Origin of the sequence: Cellvibrio polysaccharolyticus, from assembly GCF_015182315.1 — a bacterium.
GTDB lineage: Bacteria > Pseudomonadota > Gammaproteobacteria > Pseudomonadales > Cellvibrionaceae > Cellvibrio > Cellvibrio polysaccharolyticus.
Map to the genome: position 1 here is coordinate 2,244,302 of NZ_PRDL01000001.1, position 16,853 is coordinate 2,261,154.

Sequence of the window (16,853 nt, forward strand, 5' to 3'; positions counted from 1 at the left end):
CAATAGTGGGTAATTATTTAAATAGTTACCCCTGAGTTGATTAACGGAGTGGTTTCAATGACCGATCACACTAATGACAGCAGCGATAAGAACGGGAAACTGCTCTATTGCTCGTTTTGTGGAAAAAGTCAGCACGAGGTTCGCAAGCTGATTGCGGGGCCTTCCGTATTTATTTGTGATGAATGTGTTGATCTGTGCAATGACATCATTCGTGAAGAAATTCAGGAAAGCAGTTCCGAAGGCGCCTCCGGCAAGTTGCCCAAGCCGCATGAAATTTCCGGAATCCTCGATCAGTACGTAATCGGTCAAAAACGTGCCAAGAAAATTCTTGCTGTCGCGGTTTACAACCATTACAAACGGTTGAGAATGGGCGATAAAACGTCGCGCGACAAAGAACATGTCGAGCTGGGTAAAAGTAATATTTTGCTGGTCGGTCCTACCGGTAGCGGTAAAACCCTGCTGGCTGAGACTCTGGCGCGGCTGCTTGATGTACCTTTCACCATTGCTGATGCCACCACACTGACCGAAGCCGGTTATGTGGGCGAGGATGTCGAAAACATTATTCAGAAGCTTCTGCAAAAATGTGACTACGACGTTGAAAAAGCTCAGCAAGGCATTGTTTACATTGATGAAATTGACAAAATTTCACGCAAATCCGATAACCCGTCCATCACTCGCGATGTGTCCGGTGAGGGTGTGCAGCAAGCATTGCTCAAGCTGATCGAAGGTACCGTTGCGTCTGTACCGCCGCAAGGTGGACGTAAACATCCGCAGCAGGAATTTTTGCAGGTTGATACCTCGAACATCCTGTTCATCTGTGGTGGTGCTTTTGCCGGCCTCGATAAAGTCATTCGCGAGCGCTCTGACAAGGGCGGCATTGGTTTTGGTGCCGAAGTAAAAAGTAAGGATGACAAGCGTAATTTCGGTGAGACGCTTTATGATCTCGAGCCGGAAGATCTGGTACGGTTTGGTTTGATTCCGGAGTTTGTAGGCCGCTTGCCGGTTATTGCAACGCTGGATGAGCTCGACAAAGCCGCACTGATTCAAATCCTTACCGAACCGAAAAACTCCCTGACCAAGCAATATGGTCGGTTGTTCGAGATGGAAGGTGTAACGCTTGATTTCCGTCCGGATGCTCTGGATGCCGTTGCCCAGCGCGCCTTGCAGCGTAAAACCGGTGCGCGTGGTTTGCGCTCGATCATGGAGTCGGTACTGCTCGACACCATGTATCAAATCCCTGCTGAAGAAAATGTAACCAAAGTTGTGGTAGATGAATCTGTTATAAAAGGTGAGTCTGAACCTTTGCTCGTGTACGAGAATGCTGAAAAGCATGCCAAAGCTGCGACTGATGAGTAACGCTTGTTAGAAAACTGAATATAAAAAGGGCACCAGTGGTGCCCTTTTTATATTTTCCTGCCATTTCAACTTGTAATTCCTGCCAACTGCCCCCAATACTTAAGGCATGGCCAATCGGAAAACCGGATTGGCAATCTCTGATACCAAGGGGCTATTAATGGATCCACACGACACTTCAACGACCAGTTCATCGGAACTGCCACTTTTACCCTTACGTGATGTAGTGGTCTATCCGCACATGGTAACGCCTTTATTTGTCGGGCGCGGAAAGTCGATTGAGGCGCTTGAACGAGCTATGGCCAATGACAAGCAGGTTCTGCTTGTTGCGCAAAAAAATCCTGCTGAAGATTCTCCCGGCGCCGAAGACGTTTACCGCGTCGGTACTATCGCTTCCATCCTTCAATTGCTCAAGCTGCCAGACGGTACTGTTAAAGTTCTGGTAGAAGGCGTTGACCGTGCGCGCATCGACAACATCGAAGATCTCGATGCCTGGTTCAAAGCCAATGTCAGCGTTATTCCTGAAGTGGAAGTGGAAGCGGCTGAAAGCGATGCGATGATTCGCACCACCATTTCCCAGTTCGAGCAATACGTTAATCTGAGCAAGAAAGTACCTTCAGAAGTGATTACTTCGCTTTCAGGTATTGATGAAGCCGGCCGTCTGGCGGACACGGTTGCTGCGCATATGGCGCTGGATTTACCGCAAAAACAACAAATTCTCGAAATGCCCGATGTACGCGAACGGATTGAGCATTTATTGAGTTTGATGGATGCGGAGATGGATGTTTTTCATGTTGAGAAAAAAATCCGTGGTCGCGTCAAGAAACAAATGGAAAAAAGTCAGCGTGAGTATTATTTGAATGAGCAAATGAAAGCCATTCAAAAAGAGCTTGGCGAAATGGGTGAAGAGGTCAATGAGATTGATGACCTCGAACGCAAAATTGGCGAAGCCGGGATGCCGAAAGACGCCGAAGATAAAGCGCGCGCCGAGATAGGCAAACTCAAATTAATGTCACCTATGTCTGCCGAGGCATCAGTACTGCGTGCCTATATAGACTGGATGATCAAGGTACCCTGGAAAAAACGCAGCAAAGTCCGCCACGATCTGGCACGTGCCGAGTCGGTACTTGAAAAAGACCACTTTGGCCTGGACGAAGTGAAAGAGCGGATTCTTGAGTATCTCGCCGTGCAGCAGCGGGTGAAGAAAATCAAAGGGCCGATTCTTTGTCTGGTAGGTCCTCCGGGGGTAGGTAAAACCTCGTTGGGCGAGTCTATTGCTCGCGCTACCAATCGTGAATTTGTGCGTATGGCCTTGGGTGGTGTGCGTGACGAGGCAGAGATTCGCGGTCACCGCAGAACCTATATTGGCTCACTGCCTGGCAAGTTGATTCAGAAGATGGCGAAAGTCGGGGTTAAAAACCCGCTGTTTCTGCTGGATGAGATCGACAAGATGGGCATGGACAACCGTGGCGACCCGGCTTCAGCTCTGCTCGAGGTGTTGGACCCGGAGCAAAACAGCCACTTCAACGACCACTATCTGGAAGTTGACTACGATCTTTCCGACGTGATGTTCGTGTGTACCTCCAACTCCATGAATATCCCTGGCCCACTGCTGGATCGTATGGAAGTTATCCGTATTCCGGGTTACACGGAAGACGAGAAATTGAATATCGCGTTGCGCTACCTGATTCCAAAACAGATGAAGGCGAATGGCTTAACCGCGAAAGAGATTGAGATTGAGCCGGAAGCGATCCGCGATATCGTCCGCTATTACACCCGTGAAGCGGGTGTGCGTGGATTGGAACGTGAGATTGCCAAGTTATGTCGCAAAATTGTTACGCGCCACGTCAAGGAGCGCAAGAGCACGGCAGATCAGGTCACTCCGGCCTCGCTGGAAGATTTGCTGGGCGTTTATAAGTTCGACTTTGGCCGCGCCGAAGATCAGGATCAGATCGGGCAGGTGACCGGGTTGGCCTGGACGCAGGTTGGCGGCGAATTGTTGACGATTGAAGCGTCGGCAATGAGTGGTAAAGGCCGTATGATCAAAACCGGCTCGCTGGGCGATGTGATGCAGGAGTCTATTCAGGCGGCCTTGACGGTAGTTCGTTCAAGAGCGCAAAGCCTGGGGATTGCCCCGGATTACCACGAGAAAGTGGATATTCATATTCACGTCCCTGAAGGGGCTACACCGAAAGATGGCCCCAGCGCCGGTATCGGTATGTGTACTGCGCTGGTATCGATTCTCACCGCTATTCCGGTGCGAGCCGATGTTGCCATGACCGGTGAAATCACTTTGCGCGGTGAGGTGTTACGGATCGGCGGGTTGAAGGAAAAATTGCTGGCAGCACACCGCGGTGGCATTCGCACCGTTGTGATTCCTGCGGATAACGAGCGCGATTTGAAAGAAATTCCTGACAATATCAAGGAAGACATGATCATCAAGCCGGTCAAATGGATTGATGAAGTGTTGCAAATTGCCCTTCAACATATGCCCAAACCGCTCAGTGACGAAGAGTATCAGGCACTGCAAAAAGAAGCTCAAAAAGGCGATACCAACCGTATCAGCACCCACTGATTGAGCCAGCTTGAGCAATGTAAGGGGTGATGCCCGAAAGTGCATCACCCCTTGTTTTTATGGGGGCTTTGCGAGGCTTGAGGCCTGTTTTGATTAATAATTCATCAATCGAGCGTGCCAATTTCATAATCCCGCAATGTCTCCTTGACCCATATGGTGCCAGTTGGTATAAATCGCAATTCATTAGCTGCTACTCTGACGTTGGGCGCAGCGCCCGATAAGAATTTGCCGTGTATTGGCGACCTGAATTTTTTTGTAACGTATAATCAAAAGGGGTTAAGTGTGAACAAAACTGATCTGATTGAAGCTATTGCCGCATCTGCGGATATTCCAAAAGCAGCTGCCGGTCGTGCATTGGATGCAGTCGTCGATAGCATCACTGGCGCCCTGAAAGATGGTGATTCTGTAGTGCTCGTTGGTTTCGGTACTTTTGCTGTAAAAGAACGTGCTGCCCGTACCGGCCGCAACCCGCAAACCGGTGCAGAAATTCAAATCGCCGCTTCCAAAGTTCCTGGCTTCAAAGCCGGCAAAGCGCTGAAAGACGCCGTTAACTAATCTGAACATCGTTCGGAACCTGAAGCGTACATCTGCAGGATGTTGTTAAAAAAAGGCGCATCGATCATGCGCCTTTTTTTATAACCATCGCTTTAAGCAACGAAGTAATCAGTAATAAAAACAGAATTTCCCGCATCAGGGAAATCGGGGGCAGGGTAATACCGGCCGTCGGAATGTCAGGAGTTCATCATGCTTCAAAATATTCGGGACAACTCCAAAGGGGTCGTGTCTGGAATCTTGATCGGTTTGCTGGTCGTTATTTTTGCGCTGACCGGTGCAGAAACCCTTTTTAACAGCGACCCCAATGCCAGAAGCGTTATCAAGGTCAATGGTGAAGCCATCTCCGAAATGGAGATCAGCCGCGCAACAGCTACCCAGAAACAACAGATCGTTGATCGTTATGGTGACTCTGTTCCGCCCGAATTCCTGTCTGATGAATACCTGCGTACGCCGGTTGTCGAAAACCTGATTCAGCGTGCGTTGCTGGTTCAGAAGGCGAAAGAATCCGGCCTTACCGCCAGCGATAGCGTTATTAATGAGCAAATTGTCAGAACCCCGCAATTCCAGCAGGAGAGTGGTGCTTTTGATCCGATTCGTTATCAGAGTTTGCTGAGAAACGTTGGCTATACGCCATCAACTTACAAAAAAGCGCTGGTTGAAGATGTGCTGATCAGTCAGTTAACGTCCGGCGTTGTAGATACCAGCTTTTCCACACCAGCTGAAATTGACAAGGTTATCGCGCTTAACTTCCAGACCCGCAGCTTTGATTATCTGGTGCTGCCTTCTGAAAAAGTGAGAGAAGAAGTGACGGTTAGCGATGCTGAAGTTCTTCAGTATTACGAAAGCAAGCCGCAGGAATTTACAGTTCCGGAAGAAGTCGCAGTGGATTATATCGATCTGAATCTGGATAACATGCTGGATAACATCGACATTTCCGAAGATGAGATCCGCAAGCAATACGAACAAAATCGTGCTGCGTTTGTGGCTGCACCCGAGCGCCAGGTTGCGCACATTTTGATTGAAGACAACGATGCTGCAGTGATTGAAGAAATTACTGGCAAGCTGGCGGCTGATGAAGATTTCGCTGATCTCGCTCGTCAATACTCCGATGATCTGGGCTCCAAAGAAGAGGGTGGCGATCTTGGTTTTACCACCGGTGATACCTTCCCGGAAAACTTTGAAACCGCTCTTGCGGCATTGGCGGTAGGCGAAGTATCTGCACCGGTTGTTACGGATGCAGGTACCCATTTCATCAAGAAACTGTCCGAGCGTGGCGTTGAAGTGCCTGATTTTGAATCAGAGCGCGATCGCATTGCCGCTCAGTTGAAGCGCGACCAGGCTGAGCATGAGTTTGTTGGCCTCGTTGAGCGTCTGCGTGACTTGTCTTTCAATGCGGAAAGCCTTGCTGATGTTGCAGCTGAGTTGGGCGTAACGGTACAGAATACCGGTTTGATTCCTCGCACCGGTGGTGACAACGAAATTTCCCGTGAGAGCCAATTTGTTGCTGCAGCTTTCTCTGTAGATGTTCTTGAGCATGAAAACAGCAGTGAAGTTATCGAGCTGGCGCCAACACGCGCTGCTGTGCTGAAGAAAACCGACTACAAGGCAAGCCACGTAAGCCCGCTTGAAGATGTTAGCGATCGCATTACAGCAACCTTGAAAGAAGAGAAAGTGCGTGAGTTGATGACAGCAAAAGCAGCTGCTTTCAAGCAGGAAATTGCTGCTGGAAAATCGCTTGAAGCCATTGCCGCTGATAATTCACTGGAAGTAAAAACCGTTGAAGATACCGGCCGTAACAGCCCGGATGTTGAACGTGATGTACTTTTCCATGCATTCAGCATCGCCAAGCCTGCAGCATCCCAGCCAGTCATTGATGGCGTTGTGTTAGGCAGCGGCGATTACGCCATTGTTTCTCTCAAGTCTGTCGCTTCTGGCGCTGATCAATTCCCGGCGGAGCAAAAATCCATTCTTGCTGCGCAGCTGGCCAGTATTTCCGGCCAGAACGAGTTCAGAAATTTGCAAAACCTGCTGCAAGCTAACGCTAAAATCAAACAGTAGTCTGCATGCCGTGTGGTTTAAAAAGGAGCACTTTATGTGCTCCTTTTTTATTGGCCGCCTATTGGGTTGTGCCAATTTATTCGTTTAAAACCGATGTGAGGAATAATGATGACTGATTACACTTTTGTAATTGAGCAAACAGGTGATACGTCAGTGTTGCGTACCTCGAACTTGCAGCCCACGGTGCCTGTCGGACAAGAGGTATTAATTCGGCACACTGCCGTCGGCGTTAATTTTATTGATATCTACCACCGCTCCGGCCTATATGCATTGCCGTTACCATTTCGACCCGGTGTTGAAGGAGTCGGTGTTATTGAGGCGGTTGGTACAGATGTGACCCGCTTTAAAGTCGGCGATCGCGTAGGTTATTGCAGCGGGGTTTTTGGCGGCTACGCTACCACCAATCTGGTAGATGCCGAGCGGTTGATTTTATTGCCCGATTTTATCAGTGATGAAACCGCTGCAGCCTGTTTGTTAAAAGGGTTAACCGCAGCTTATCTTCTCACGCGCACTTTTGTGGTTGGCGACAAGCACACCTTGTTATGGCATGCCGCGGCAGGCGGCGTTGGTTTGATTGCCTGTCAATGGGCCGGTCAATTAGGCGCCCGTGTGATAGGCACAACCGGCTCCGAAGAAAAAGGGGCGCTGGCCATACAGCGTGGTTGCTCTGACGTTATTTTTTACCGCCATGAGCCTGTTGCCGAACGCGTTAAAGAGATAACAGCAGGGCGGGGCGTTGATGTGGTTTACGATTCGGTGGGTAAAGACACCTTTGCCGCGTCATTGGATGCGCTTGCCCCCCTGGGCATGATGGTCAGTTTTGGCAATGCATCCGGCGCGGTGCCCGATGTCAGCCCTTTGTTGTTGATGCAAAAAGGGTCGTTGTTTCTGACACGTCCCACGCTCTCGCATTATGCACCTGATCAACACGCTTTACAGGCACTGGCGGATAGCCTGTTTGCTGCTATTCATAAAGGCTGGATCACGGTGGATATTGGTCAACGGTTTGCATTGCGTGAGGCGGCAAAAGCACAGCAGGAGCTGGCCAACAGGAACACCATCGGCTCAACTATTTTATTGCCGTAAGTGAGTCAGGTGATTATCTTTATGCTGCGAATCCTTTAGAGTGGGCCGTCGGTATTCACTGACGTTGCCAGTGTATTTTTCCAGGAGTTAACGGCTGCCTTATGTCCTCGGATATCAGTAATAAGCTTGTCATCGCAATTTCTTCCCGCGCGTTGTTTAATCTCGATGATAGCCATCAGGTTTACATGAACGAAGGGCTGGAGGCATTTGCACGCTATCAAATAGAGCACGAAGACGACATATTAACCCCGGGCGATGCCTTTCCGATTGTTAAAAAACTGCTGGGTTTGAACCAGTTGGTGGAAGGCGGCGGGCGGGTAGAAGTGCTTCTCCTGTCGCGCAACAGCGCCGACACAGGTTTGCGGGTTTTCAACTCTATAGAACATTACGGACTGGATATTACCCGCGCTGCTTTTTGCGGCGGCACATCGCCTTATCGTTACGCAACCGCGTTTGGCTGTGATCTGTTTCTTTCAACAGAGCCTGAAGATGTGCGGGATGCACTCAATCACGGCATAGCTGCCGCCACGCTGATCGCTTCCAAAAGCAAGCCCGATCATGAACATGAGTTACGTTTTGCATTTGACGGCGATGCGGTGGTGTTCTCTGATGAGGCAGAAATTGTATATAAAAAACAGGGTCTTAAAGAATTTTCATTGAGTGAAAAGGCATCTGCTCGCACGCCTTTGAGCGGTGGACCTTTTAAAGAATTTTTGCTGGCACTACACGGGTTGCAAGTGGAGTTTGGTGAGCATTGCCCCATCCGCACAGCGCTGGTAACGGCCAGGTCGGCACCGGCTCACGAGCGGGTTATTCGTACCTTGCGCGCCTGGAATATTCGTATAGATGAATCGCTGTTTTTAGGCGGTTTATCAAAAGGGGCTTTTTTAAAAGCTTACGGCGCCGATGTGTTTTTTGACGATCAACGTATGCATTGCGATTCCGCCAGCGAGCATGTGGCCACCGGTCATGTTCCCCATGGCATAGCCAACGAAATCCTGCTGAAGCCCTGATTTTTCAACCAATGATAAATGCGGCTTTGAAAAACTATTAAATTGCCGGATATAGTCTAAAGTTATAGCAAAGTCTTAATAACAGCCTTTTTGGACGTTTGTTCGCATCTTCACTGGCGACTTATATTACCAAGTGGCATATAATTATTTTTTTTAATAGCTCTTCTGGCTTAATTTTGCTTTATCCAAAGGAGCTGGCGTTACAACATCGGGCTTTACTTCGCAAAAGCCATTCGGAGGGCTTATGAAGCTGCAACAATTACGTTATATCTGGGAAGTGGCGCACCACGATTTGAATGTGTCTGCTACCGCGCAAAGCCTGTATACCTCCCAGCCAGGCATCAGTAAGCAAATCCGTCTCCTTGAGGACGAGCTGGGCGTAGAAGTCTTCTCCCGCAGCGGCAAACACCTCACCAGAATTACCCCGGCCGGCGAAGCTATTTTGAAAACTGCGGGAGAAATCCTGCGCAAGGTTGAAAGCATCAAGCAGGTTGCCCAGGAGTTCAGCAATGAGCGCAAGGGCAGTTTGTCGCTGGCAACCACCCACACCCAGGCGCGTTATGCGCTGCCGCCGGTGATTGGTTCTTTTATTCAGCAATATCCGGAAGTGTCCCTGCATATGCATCAGGGCTCGCCAATGCAGATCTCGGAAATGGCTGCCGATGGTACGGTAGATTTTGCTATTGCCACCGAAGCCATGGAGCTGTTCAGTGATCTGATCATGATGCCGTGCTACCGCTGGAACCGCTGCATCGTCGTGCCAAAAAATCATCCACTGGCGCAGATATCCCAGTTAACACTGGAAGACGTGGCCAAACATCCGATCGTTACCTATGTGTTCGGTTTTACGGGGCGTTCCAAACTGGATGAAGCCTTTATCAATCGTGGCCTTGCGCCGCGCGTAGTATTTACTGCTGCGGATGCTGACGTTATTAAAACCTATGTTCGTCTCGGGTTGGGCATTGGCATCATTGCAAAAATGGCTTACAGCGAAACGACTGATAGCGATCTGGTCGCGCTGGATGCCGGGCATTTGTTTGAGTCCAGCACCACGCGTATCGGCTTCCGTCGCGGGACCTTCTTGCGCGGCTTCATGTATGACTTTATTGAAAAATTTGCCCCGCATTTAACCCGTGATGTGGTGAACGAAGCCTTCAATCGTCATTCCCGCATGGAACTTGATGAATTGTTTGACGGTATTGAGCTGCCATCCTATTAATCAATTGCGATGTTTGGTTGCGGTAAAATAACGAGATAAAAAAACAGGACGATGGCAATGCTGTCGTCCTGTTTTTTTGTCTGCGTAATCCCCAATGAACACTGGAAAATTTTCATTCACGCATCAAAACTATTTTATTGCTGCGTCAAAACGAGCTGATAAATGGATACGAGGATTAACACCACTTGCCATGAAAGCGCCCGTTGCTATCAGTCAGTGTCTCGTTGGCGACCCTGTTCGCTATAACGGCAAGGACAAATACGATCAGGAATTGCTGTTGTCACTGGGCAAGTATGTCCAGTTGCACCCCATTTGTCCGGAGGTTGCTATTGGTCTCGGTGTGCCGCGCAATCCGATTCAGCTGGTTAAGGTTCAGCAAGCCATTCGTGTTCGGGAAGTGGGTGATGCCTCTGTCGATTTAACATCGCAAATGCAGGCCCAAGCGGTTGCCGACAGTGCCCGGTTGGCTCATGTATGCGGTTATATTGTGATGCAAGGTTCGCCCAGTTGCGGTTTGCACGATGTAAAACGGTTTGATGAACAGGGTTTGTTACTGGATGAAGCGGGGCAGGGGATTTATATTGCCGCCCTCAAGCAGCAATTGCCTTTGTTGCCGGTTGAAGCGGCTGATGTGCTTCATAACAAACCGCAGCTGGATAACTTTTTAACGCGCGTGTTTACCTTGTTTGACTGGCAACAATCAACACAGGGAGGGCTCTCGGCAAAGCAACTGATTGCGTTCCACTCCCGCTATAAATATTTGTTAATGGCACATAACGCCCATGCTTATCGAGTGATTGGAAAAATGCTTTCCAATCTCGCCAGCGATGATCTTGCGCAAATTGCCAACCGGTATATTCAGTCATTGCTGGCTGCCTTGCAAAAACCGACGGTGCGCGGTGGGCAGACCAATGTGCTACTGCATTTGAAAGGTTATTTCCGTGCCGTGCTGACGTTGGATGAACACAAGGAATTTGATGCGCTGGCAGCCAGTTACCAGGCAGGTAATATTCCTTTGTCAAAACCTCGTTGTTATTTGCATGAAAGGGTTGAACGCACTGGCGATAATTATCTCGGGCAACAAACCTGGTGGCAGCCTTATCCGAATGCCGACCTGTTGCAGGACGAGTGACAACGTAGGAATTTTTGGAAAATTCATGAAAACATTGGTTTGGTTTCGTAATGATTTACGCTTGTCAGATAACCCGGCACTGTCCCGTGCGGCAATAGACTCTGACGCCATTGAAGCGGTTTACATTCACTGCCATGAGTATGTAAAAAGTCACCCGGTAGCGCCGGTTCGGCTGCACTTTATTTTCGAGCACTTGCAACTGCTGGGCGATGAACTGGCCGCACAAGGTATTTCTCTGACGCTGCTGGAGGTGAAAACAGCAAAGGAAATTCCGGCGGCGATATTAAAGCTGGCGCAGCAAAAATCCTGTGATCAGTTGCATATCAACGCAGAGTATCCGCTGGATGAATTTGTACGGGATAAAAATGTCGCAGCAACCTGTAAAGCGGCGGGCATTATTGTTCGTCGCTTTCATGATCGGGTCATAGTGCCGCCGGGGATGATTCGTAACGGTCAGGGATTGCCTTACAAGGTATTTACGGCTTTCAAGCGCACCTGGTTGCAACAGGCCACGGCGGTATCCTGGGCATCGCCGTCATCGGCACCGGCATTTCCCAAAGCCGTTGCTTGCAAATTTGATAACGCGGTGTTGAAAAAATGGTTTGCCGAAGCGGATGACCGTGTTGCGGCGCATTGGCCAGCCGGGGAGGCCGAGGCCCATGAACGCTTGAAGGATTTTATGGATACCGCCATCCGGCATTACCATGAGACCCGGGATTTTCCTGCTACCGAAGGTACCTCCACGCTGTCGCCCTACCTGGCAGTGGGTTCCATTTCTCCACGGCAATGTCTGGGTGCAGCGTTGCATGTGAACGGCGGTGAGTGGGACACGGGTAGCGAAGGCGTTACCACCTGGATTAACGAATTGATCTGGCGTGACTTTTATCAGCATGTAGTGACGGACTTTCCGCAGGTTTGTAAACACAACCCGATGCAAACCTACACCGACCAATTCCCCTGGCGAAAAGATGAGAAGGTGTTTGAGCGCTGGTGTCAGGGGCAAACGGGCATCCCTATTGTTGATGCGGCAATGCGCCAATTATTGCAAACCGGCTGGATGCACAACCGTTTGCGGATGGTGGTGGCGATGTTTTTAACCAAAAATTTGCAAATTGACTGGCGGTGGGGCGAGCACTGGTTTATGTCGCGGCTGATTGACGGCGATTTTGCAGCCAACAATGGCGGCTGGCAGTGGAGTGCATCTACTGGCACCGATGCTGCGCCTTACTTCAGGGTGTTCAATCCGGTAAGCCAATCACGAAAATTTGACCCCGATGGGCATTTTATTCGCCAATACGTACCTGAGTTGGCGCACCTGGATAAGAAAAATATTCATCAGCCTCCGCCGGTGAACGGCTATCCTTTACCTATAGTGGATCTGGTTGTTAGCCGAAAGCAAACCATTGAACTGTTTGGCAAGCTGGATCGAAAGCCGGCTGAAACAGGGAACTGAACGCCAAATACCGAATCTCAGCTGCGAGACCTCATCACAAGAAAAGCACCTGGTTGCTGGCGCCAGTAGTCAATGCCAGCGCTTGGCCGGATCAGGCGGGCTTACCGGAGTTGACGAGCGCCAATGAGCTTGTCATCATAAATCACATCCGGGTTTGCTCAGCGATCCGGGATATTGCCATTATCTCTTCAGCAGGTTTTATTGTTATGAATTTAAAGGACTCCCGTTTATCGGCTCGTTCATTTTTTCGTCAAATCGGTTTGACCCTCACTGTGTTGCCAGCGCTGGCTTTATCCGCGATGGTTCAGGCGCAGGATGGTTACTCGGTTTCCGGTACGGCCTATCAAATCAATACAACCAAAGTGGTCTACCGTGAGTTGTTCACTCCGCTGGATGGCAATCGGGAGATTACTGTCAATTATGCCAAGCCGGACGGCTCGGTATTTGCGACCAAAACCTTGCGTTTTACCGGTGAGCCAACCCAGCCGGAATTCGAGTTCAAGGATCAGCGCACCAATGAGCGCCGTGCCGCCAAATTTGAAGCGGGTCGTGTGTTTCTCTCTTTTGACCAGCAAGGTTTGAAGCAGGAAAAAGAAATTCTTGAAACGGCCAATTTAGTGATTGATGCCGGTCGTGATGCGCTGATTCAGCAGCATTGGGACGCATTGCTGGAAGGCAAGCGGATCCGTTTCCAACAGGCATGGCCGGAAAGACTGGAAGTCGCCGGGCTGCAAATTCGTGAAATCAAGGCTGACCGCTCACCGCTGCATAATGCATCCAACCCGACCACCTGGCGCTATTTTGTCGTGGAGCCTTCCCACAAGGTGTCTGCGATTTTCGCTACCCCGGTACATTTGGCTTATGAACCGGATGGCCGTTACCTGATGCGTTCACAAGGTCGCGCACCGGTTGCTAACGACAGAGGCCGTAATCAGGATGTTCGTGTTGAGTACGAATACTGGTAAGCACAAGCATTGGCAAGATGAAATGAGCCCGATAATTTAACGCTGGCTCAAACAAAAAATGGCGCCCACAAGCGCCATTTTTTTATTCACGAATCGGAAAATTCAGCTATTTTGCTCCGGCAACCAGGAGCACCAATCGCTCCAACTTCCCGGATACAAGCTGGCTTTAACACCTGCCATTTCCAATGAAAGCAAATTCACACAAGCTGTAACACCTGAACCACAGTAAACCACCACTTCTTGCTGCGGATCGAGAAATTGCCAGTGTTGCTGGTGCCATTCAACCGGCTTGAACAGCCCCTGATCATTCGAGGTCTGCTGCCAGTACTGGTTGACCGCACCGGGAATATGACCAGCCACCGGGTCTATAGGTTCTTCGAGGCCGGCGTAACGTTTTGGCTCGCGTGAATCAATCAGTTGCAAGGAAAGGTTGGGCGCTTTCAATTCTTCAATATGACGGATAGGGCGCTGGCCCGGGTTGGCAGCAAAATGCCCCGCTTCCGGCACTTCCGGGTTGCGGCGATCCACCAGGCCGCTACGGTTAACCCAATGGCTATAACCACCATCCAGCAAGCGGACTTTGTTATGGCCAAAATAACTGAGCAGCCACCACAAACGTGCGGCGTAGGCCAGCTTGGTGTCATCGTAAATAATAACTTCACGATCTGCCGACAAACCGATCCTGCGCATGGTGCTGGCAAACCGCTCCGCACAGGGCAGGGGATGGCGCCCACCATGCACGCCAATAGGGCCTGACAAATCTTTCTCTATATCCAGATAAAAAGCGCCGGGGATGTGGCCGTCGAGGTATTGCTCATAGCCGAGTTCCTTGTCCAACAGGTTAAAGCGGCAATCAATAATCAGTGGTTGCGTATCCAGGATTTCTTGCAATTCTTCAGCGCTGATGAGCAGGTTATTCATAAAGTTGCCTGAGTATAATGTTGCGTTTGACATAAACGGGTGTGACAGTGAGATAGCCGGATAGTGTCATTGAAAAGCGGCAGAAAACAGAGGCTGGTCGTGGTTATTAACGGATTTTTTGTGAAAATTTGAAACGGCATCGCATAAGGTGCGTGGTAATTGAATCGGATGCATCTTTTACCGGGTGATCTGGTGAGTGCAATGTGCGACCTTGGCCTGCGCCCGGTTTGAAACCTGTGCTGTAATATTTTTCTGAGTGCGTCAAAAGGTGCTTTAATAGATGTTTCAACCGGTTATGACCGTACACAGGAATAATCCAGGAGCCGTGCCATGCCTTCCCGGCAAAATCTACCGCTACATTCTCCCGCTGTCTCTCCAGCCATGCCGTCGTCAGCCACCATGCCATTATTTGCTCGCACCCCGCATTTGGGTGAGGGGAGCGAAGCCGGGTTTCGCAACAGAATCCGGGATTATTTTACCAGCACCTTTGATCGTTACGAGTCGCTTTTCGAGTGCCTCGCCAACGAAGCTGCTTACTATGTCAAACCCATTGCCCTTCGCCATCCGCTGATTTTTTACTACGGCCATACCGCCACTTTTTTTGTCAACAAACTGCTATTAACACGAATGATTACCGCGCGGGTCAACCAGCGCTTTGAATCCATGTTTGCCGTCGGCGTGGATGAAATGAGCTGGGATGACCTCAACGATGCGCACTACGAGTGGCCAACACCTGCTGAAGTAAAAGGTTACCGTGATGAGGTGCGCGCGCTGGTGCTGGATTTGATTGAGCATGCACCGCTGGAGCTGCCGGTTACCTGGAGCAACCCCTGGTGGGCGATTGTAATGGGCATTGAGCACGAGCGGATTCATTTGGAAACGTCATCCGTGCTTATTCGGCAACACAAGCTTGAGTATGTAAAACATTCATCACACTGGCTGCCTTGCACTCAGAGTGGAACGGCTCCGGTTAATACCCTGGTAAAGGTAGCGGAAGGGGATGTTCTGCTCGACAAAAACAAAACAGATTGCTGGTACGGATGGGATAATGAATACGGCGTGCATGAAACCTGCGTTAGCGCTTTTAACACATCGCGTTTTTTGGTGAGCAATCAGGAGTTTCTCGATTTTGTTAATGCCGGTGGTTATCTGAATCACCATAATTGGGAAGACGAGGGCAAAGCCTGGTTAACCTTCACCGGCGCCCGACACCCCACCTTCTGGGTTAAGAAAACCCGAGGCTGGTACTTGCGCTTGATGACCGAAGAAGTTGCCATGCCGTGGGACTGGCCGGTGGAAGTCAATTATCACGAGGCCAAGGCATTTTGTAATTGGAAAAAATCTGAAACCGGGTTGCCGGTTCGCTTGCCCACCGAAGATGAATGGTATCGGATATACGATGAAAGTGGTTTGCAAGCACCACAGCAAACGTTGGCCAATGCCAATATCCATCTGGATCACTTTGCATCTTCCTGTCCGGTAAACCGGTTTGCCCACGGCGATTTTTATGATGTCGCCGGCAATGTCTGGCAGTGGACAGAAACACCGGTTTATCCATTCGATGGTTTTGACGTACACCCGATTTACGATGATTTTACGACGCCGACCTTTGATGAACGGCACAATCTGATAAAAGGCGGCTCATGGATTTCCTGTGGCAATGAAGCACAGCGTTCCGCGCGTTATGCTTTTCGTCGCCATTTTTTCCAGCATGCGGGTTTCCGCTATGTTGTCTCTGAAGAGGTTCAATCAGTGCCCGCATCACATTATGAAACTGACAAATTATTATCGGAATATGCCGAGTTTCATTACGGTGATGAATGCTTTGGTGTTGCCAATTTCTCCAAAGCACTGGTGGACCTTGCACTCACTGCTTTGGCAAATAAACCCCTGCAGCGCGCGCTGGATATAGGCTGCGCCACTGGCAGGGCGAGTTTTGAATTGGCGAAAGCTTTTGATCATGTTACCGGCATCGATTTTTCGGCGCGGTTTATTCAACTTGGCGCACAGCTGGCGCGTGGCGAAACCTTGCGTTATACCCTGGCGGAAGAGGGTGAGCTGGTGTCTTACAAATCCCGTTCACTACAGGAATTGGCGCTGATCGACACCGCGCAAAAGGTGGAATTTTTTCAGGGTGATGCTTGTAACCTTAAAGAACAATTTTCCGGTTACGATTTTATTCTGGCCGCCAATTTGATCGACCGTTTATACAGCCCGGAGAAATTTTTACAACAAATTCACCAGCGTCTGAACCTTGGCGGCATCCTGATGATTGCGTCACCTTATACCTGGTTGGCCGAACATACGCCGCGTGAAGCCTGGCTGGGCGGTTTTAAAAAAGACGGTGAAAGTTTTACCACACTGGATGGCTTGCATCATTACCTGGACGCGCATTACAAGCGAATTGCCGAGCCTCGGGAAGTGCCTTTCGTGATTCGTGAAACGCGCCGCAAGTTTCAGCATACCTTGTCAGAGGTGACACTGTGGGAAAGAATTGCCTGACCGTTTAACTCCTCTGTTGCG

Annotated in this window: 12 protein-coding genes; 11 read left to right on the forward strand and 1 reads right to left on the reverse strand. The window is 49.9% G+C overall.

Annotation, left to right across the window (positions count from 1 at the left end; translation table 11 throughout):
* The first annotated feature begins 57 nt into the window (after positions 1 to 57).
* The 10 genes from clpX (at position 58) to C4F51_RS09635 (ending at position 13,409) form a co-directional block, all read left to right on the forward strand.
* Positions 58 to 1,356 (forward strand): ATP-dependent Clp protease ATP-binding subunit ClpX, encoded by a 1,299-nt coding sequence (gene clpX / locus C4F51_RS09590; RefSeq protein WP_193909326.1) that lies wholly within the window; start codon positions 58 to 60, stop codon positions 1,354 to 1,356.
* A gap of 157 nt (positions 1,357 to 1,513) precedes the next feature.
* On the forward strand, positions 1,514 to 3,928 hold the full coding sequence (lon, locus tag C4F51_RS09595; protein WP_193909327.1) for an endopeptidase La: 2,415 nt from the start codon (positions 1,514 to 1,516) through the stop codon (positions 3,926 to 3,928).
* Positions 3,929 to 4,210: 282 nt separating this feature from the next.
* Entirely contained in the window at positions 4,211 to 4,483 is a 273-nt protein-coding gene (locus tag C4F51_RS09600) for an HU family DNA-binding protein (protein WP_193909328.1), read from the forward strand.
* 189 nt (positions 4,484 to 4,672) lie between these two features.
* A complete protein-coding gene (locus C4F51_RS09605) occupies positions 4,673 to 6,541 on the forward strand; it encodes a SurA N-terminal domain-containing protein (protein WP_193909329.1) in 1,869 nt (622 codons plus the stop codon).
* A 108-nt stretch (positions 6,542 to 6,649) separates the two neighbouring features.
* A complete protein-coding gene (locus tag C4F51_RS09610) occupies positions 6,650 to 7,627 on the forward strand; it encodes a quinone oxidoreductase family protein (protein WP_193909331.1) in 978 nt (325 codons plus the stop codon).
* Positions 7,628 to 7,728: 101 nt separating this feature from the next.
* The gene (locus C4F51_RS09615; RefSeq protein ID WP_193909332.1) at positions 7,729 to 8,640 is read left to right on the forward strand and encodes a 5'-nucleotidase; all 912 of its coding nucleotides are present in this window, start codon (positions 7,729 to 7,731) and stop codon (positions 8,638 to 8,640) included.
* Positions 8,641 to 8,884: 244 nt separating this feature from the next.
* Positions 8,885 to 9,859, forward strand: a complete 975-nt coding sequence (cysB, locus tag C4F51_RS09620) for an HTH-type transcriptional regulator CysB (RefSeq protein WP_193909333.1) — start codon at positions 8,885 to 8,887, stop codon at positions 9,857 to 9,859.
* A 190-nt stretch (positions 9,860 to 10,049) separates the two neighbouring features.
* Positions 10,050 to 10,991 carry a YbgA family protein gene (locus C4F51_RS09625; RefSeq protein ID WP_193909334.1) on the forward strand — a complete coding sequence of 314 codons (942 nt, stop codon included), beginning with the start codon at positions 10,050 to 10,052 and terminating at the stop codon, positions 10,989 to 10,991.
* A gap of 25 nt (positions 10,992 to 11,016) precedes the next feature.
* Positions 11,017 to 12,444, forward strand: a complete 1,428-nt coding sequence (locus tag C4F51_RS09630; RefSeq protein ID WP_193909335.1) for a cryptochrome/photolyase family protein — start codon at positions 11,017 to 11,019, stop codon at positions 12,442 to 12,444.
* 206 nt (positions 12,445 to 12,650) lie between these two features.
* Positions 12,651 to 13,409 (forward strand): hypothetical protein, encoded by a 759-nt coding sequence (locus C4F51_RS09635; RefSeq protein ID WP_193909336.1) that lies wholly within the window; start codon positions 12,651 to 12,653, stop codon positions 13,407 to 13,409.
* A 102-nt stretch (positions 13,410 to 13,511) separates the two neighbouring features.
* Here C4F51_RS09635 and C4F51_RS09640 read toward each other — a convergent pair whose 3' ends face one another.
* Positions 13,512 to 14,330 carry a sulfurtransferase gene (locus C4F51_RS09640; protein ID WP_193909337.1) on the reverse strand — a complete coding sequence of 273 codons (819 nt, stop codon included), beginning with the start codon at positions 14,328 to 14,330 and terminating at the stop codon, positions 13,512 to 13,514.
* Between the two features lie 330 nt (positions 14,331 to 14,660).
* Here C4F51_RS09640 and ovoA point away from each other — a divergent pair, with 330 nt between their 5' ends.
* Positions 14,661 to 16,832: a 5-histidylcysteine sulfoxide synthase gene (ovoA, locus tag C4F51_RS09645; RefSeq protein WP_193909338.1), complete on the forward strand. Its 2,172-nt coding sequence runs from the start codon at positions 14,661 to 14,663 to the stop codon at positions 16,830 to 16,832.
* Positions 16,833 to 16,853 lie beyond the last annotated feature (21 nt).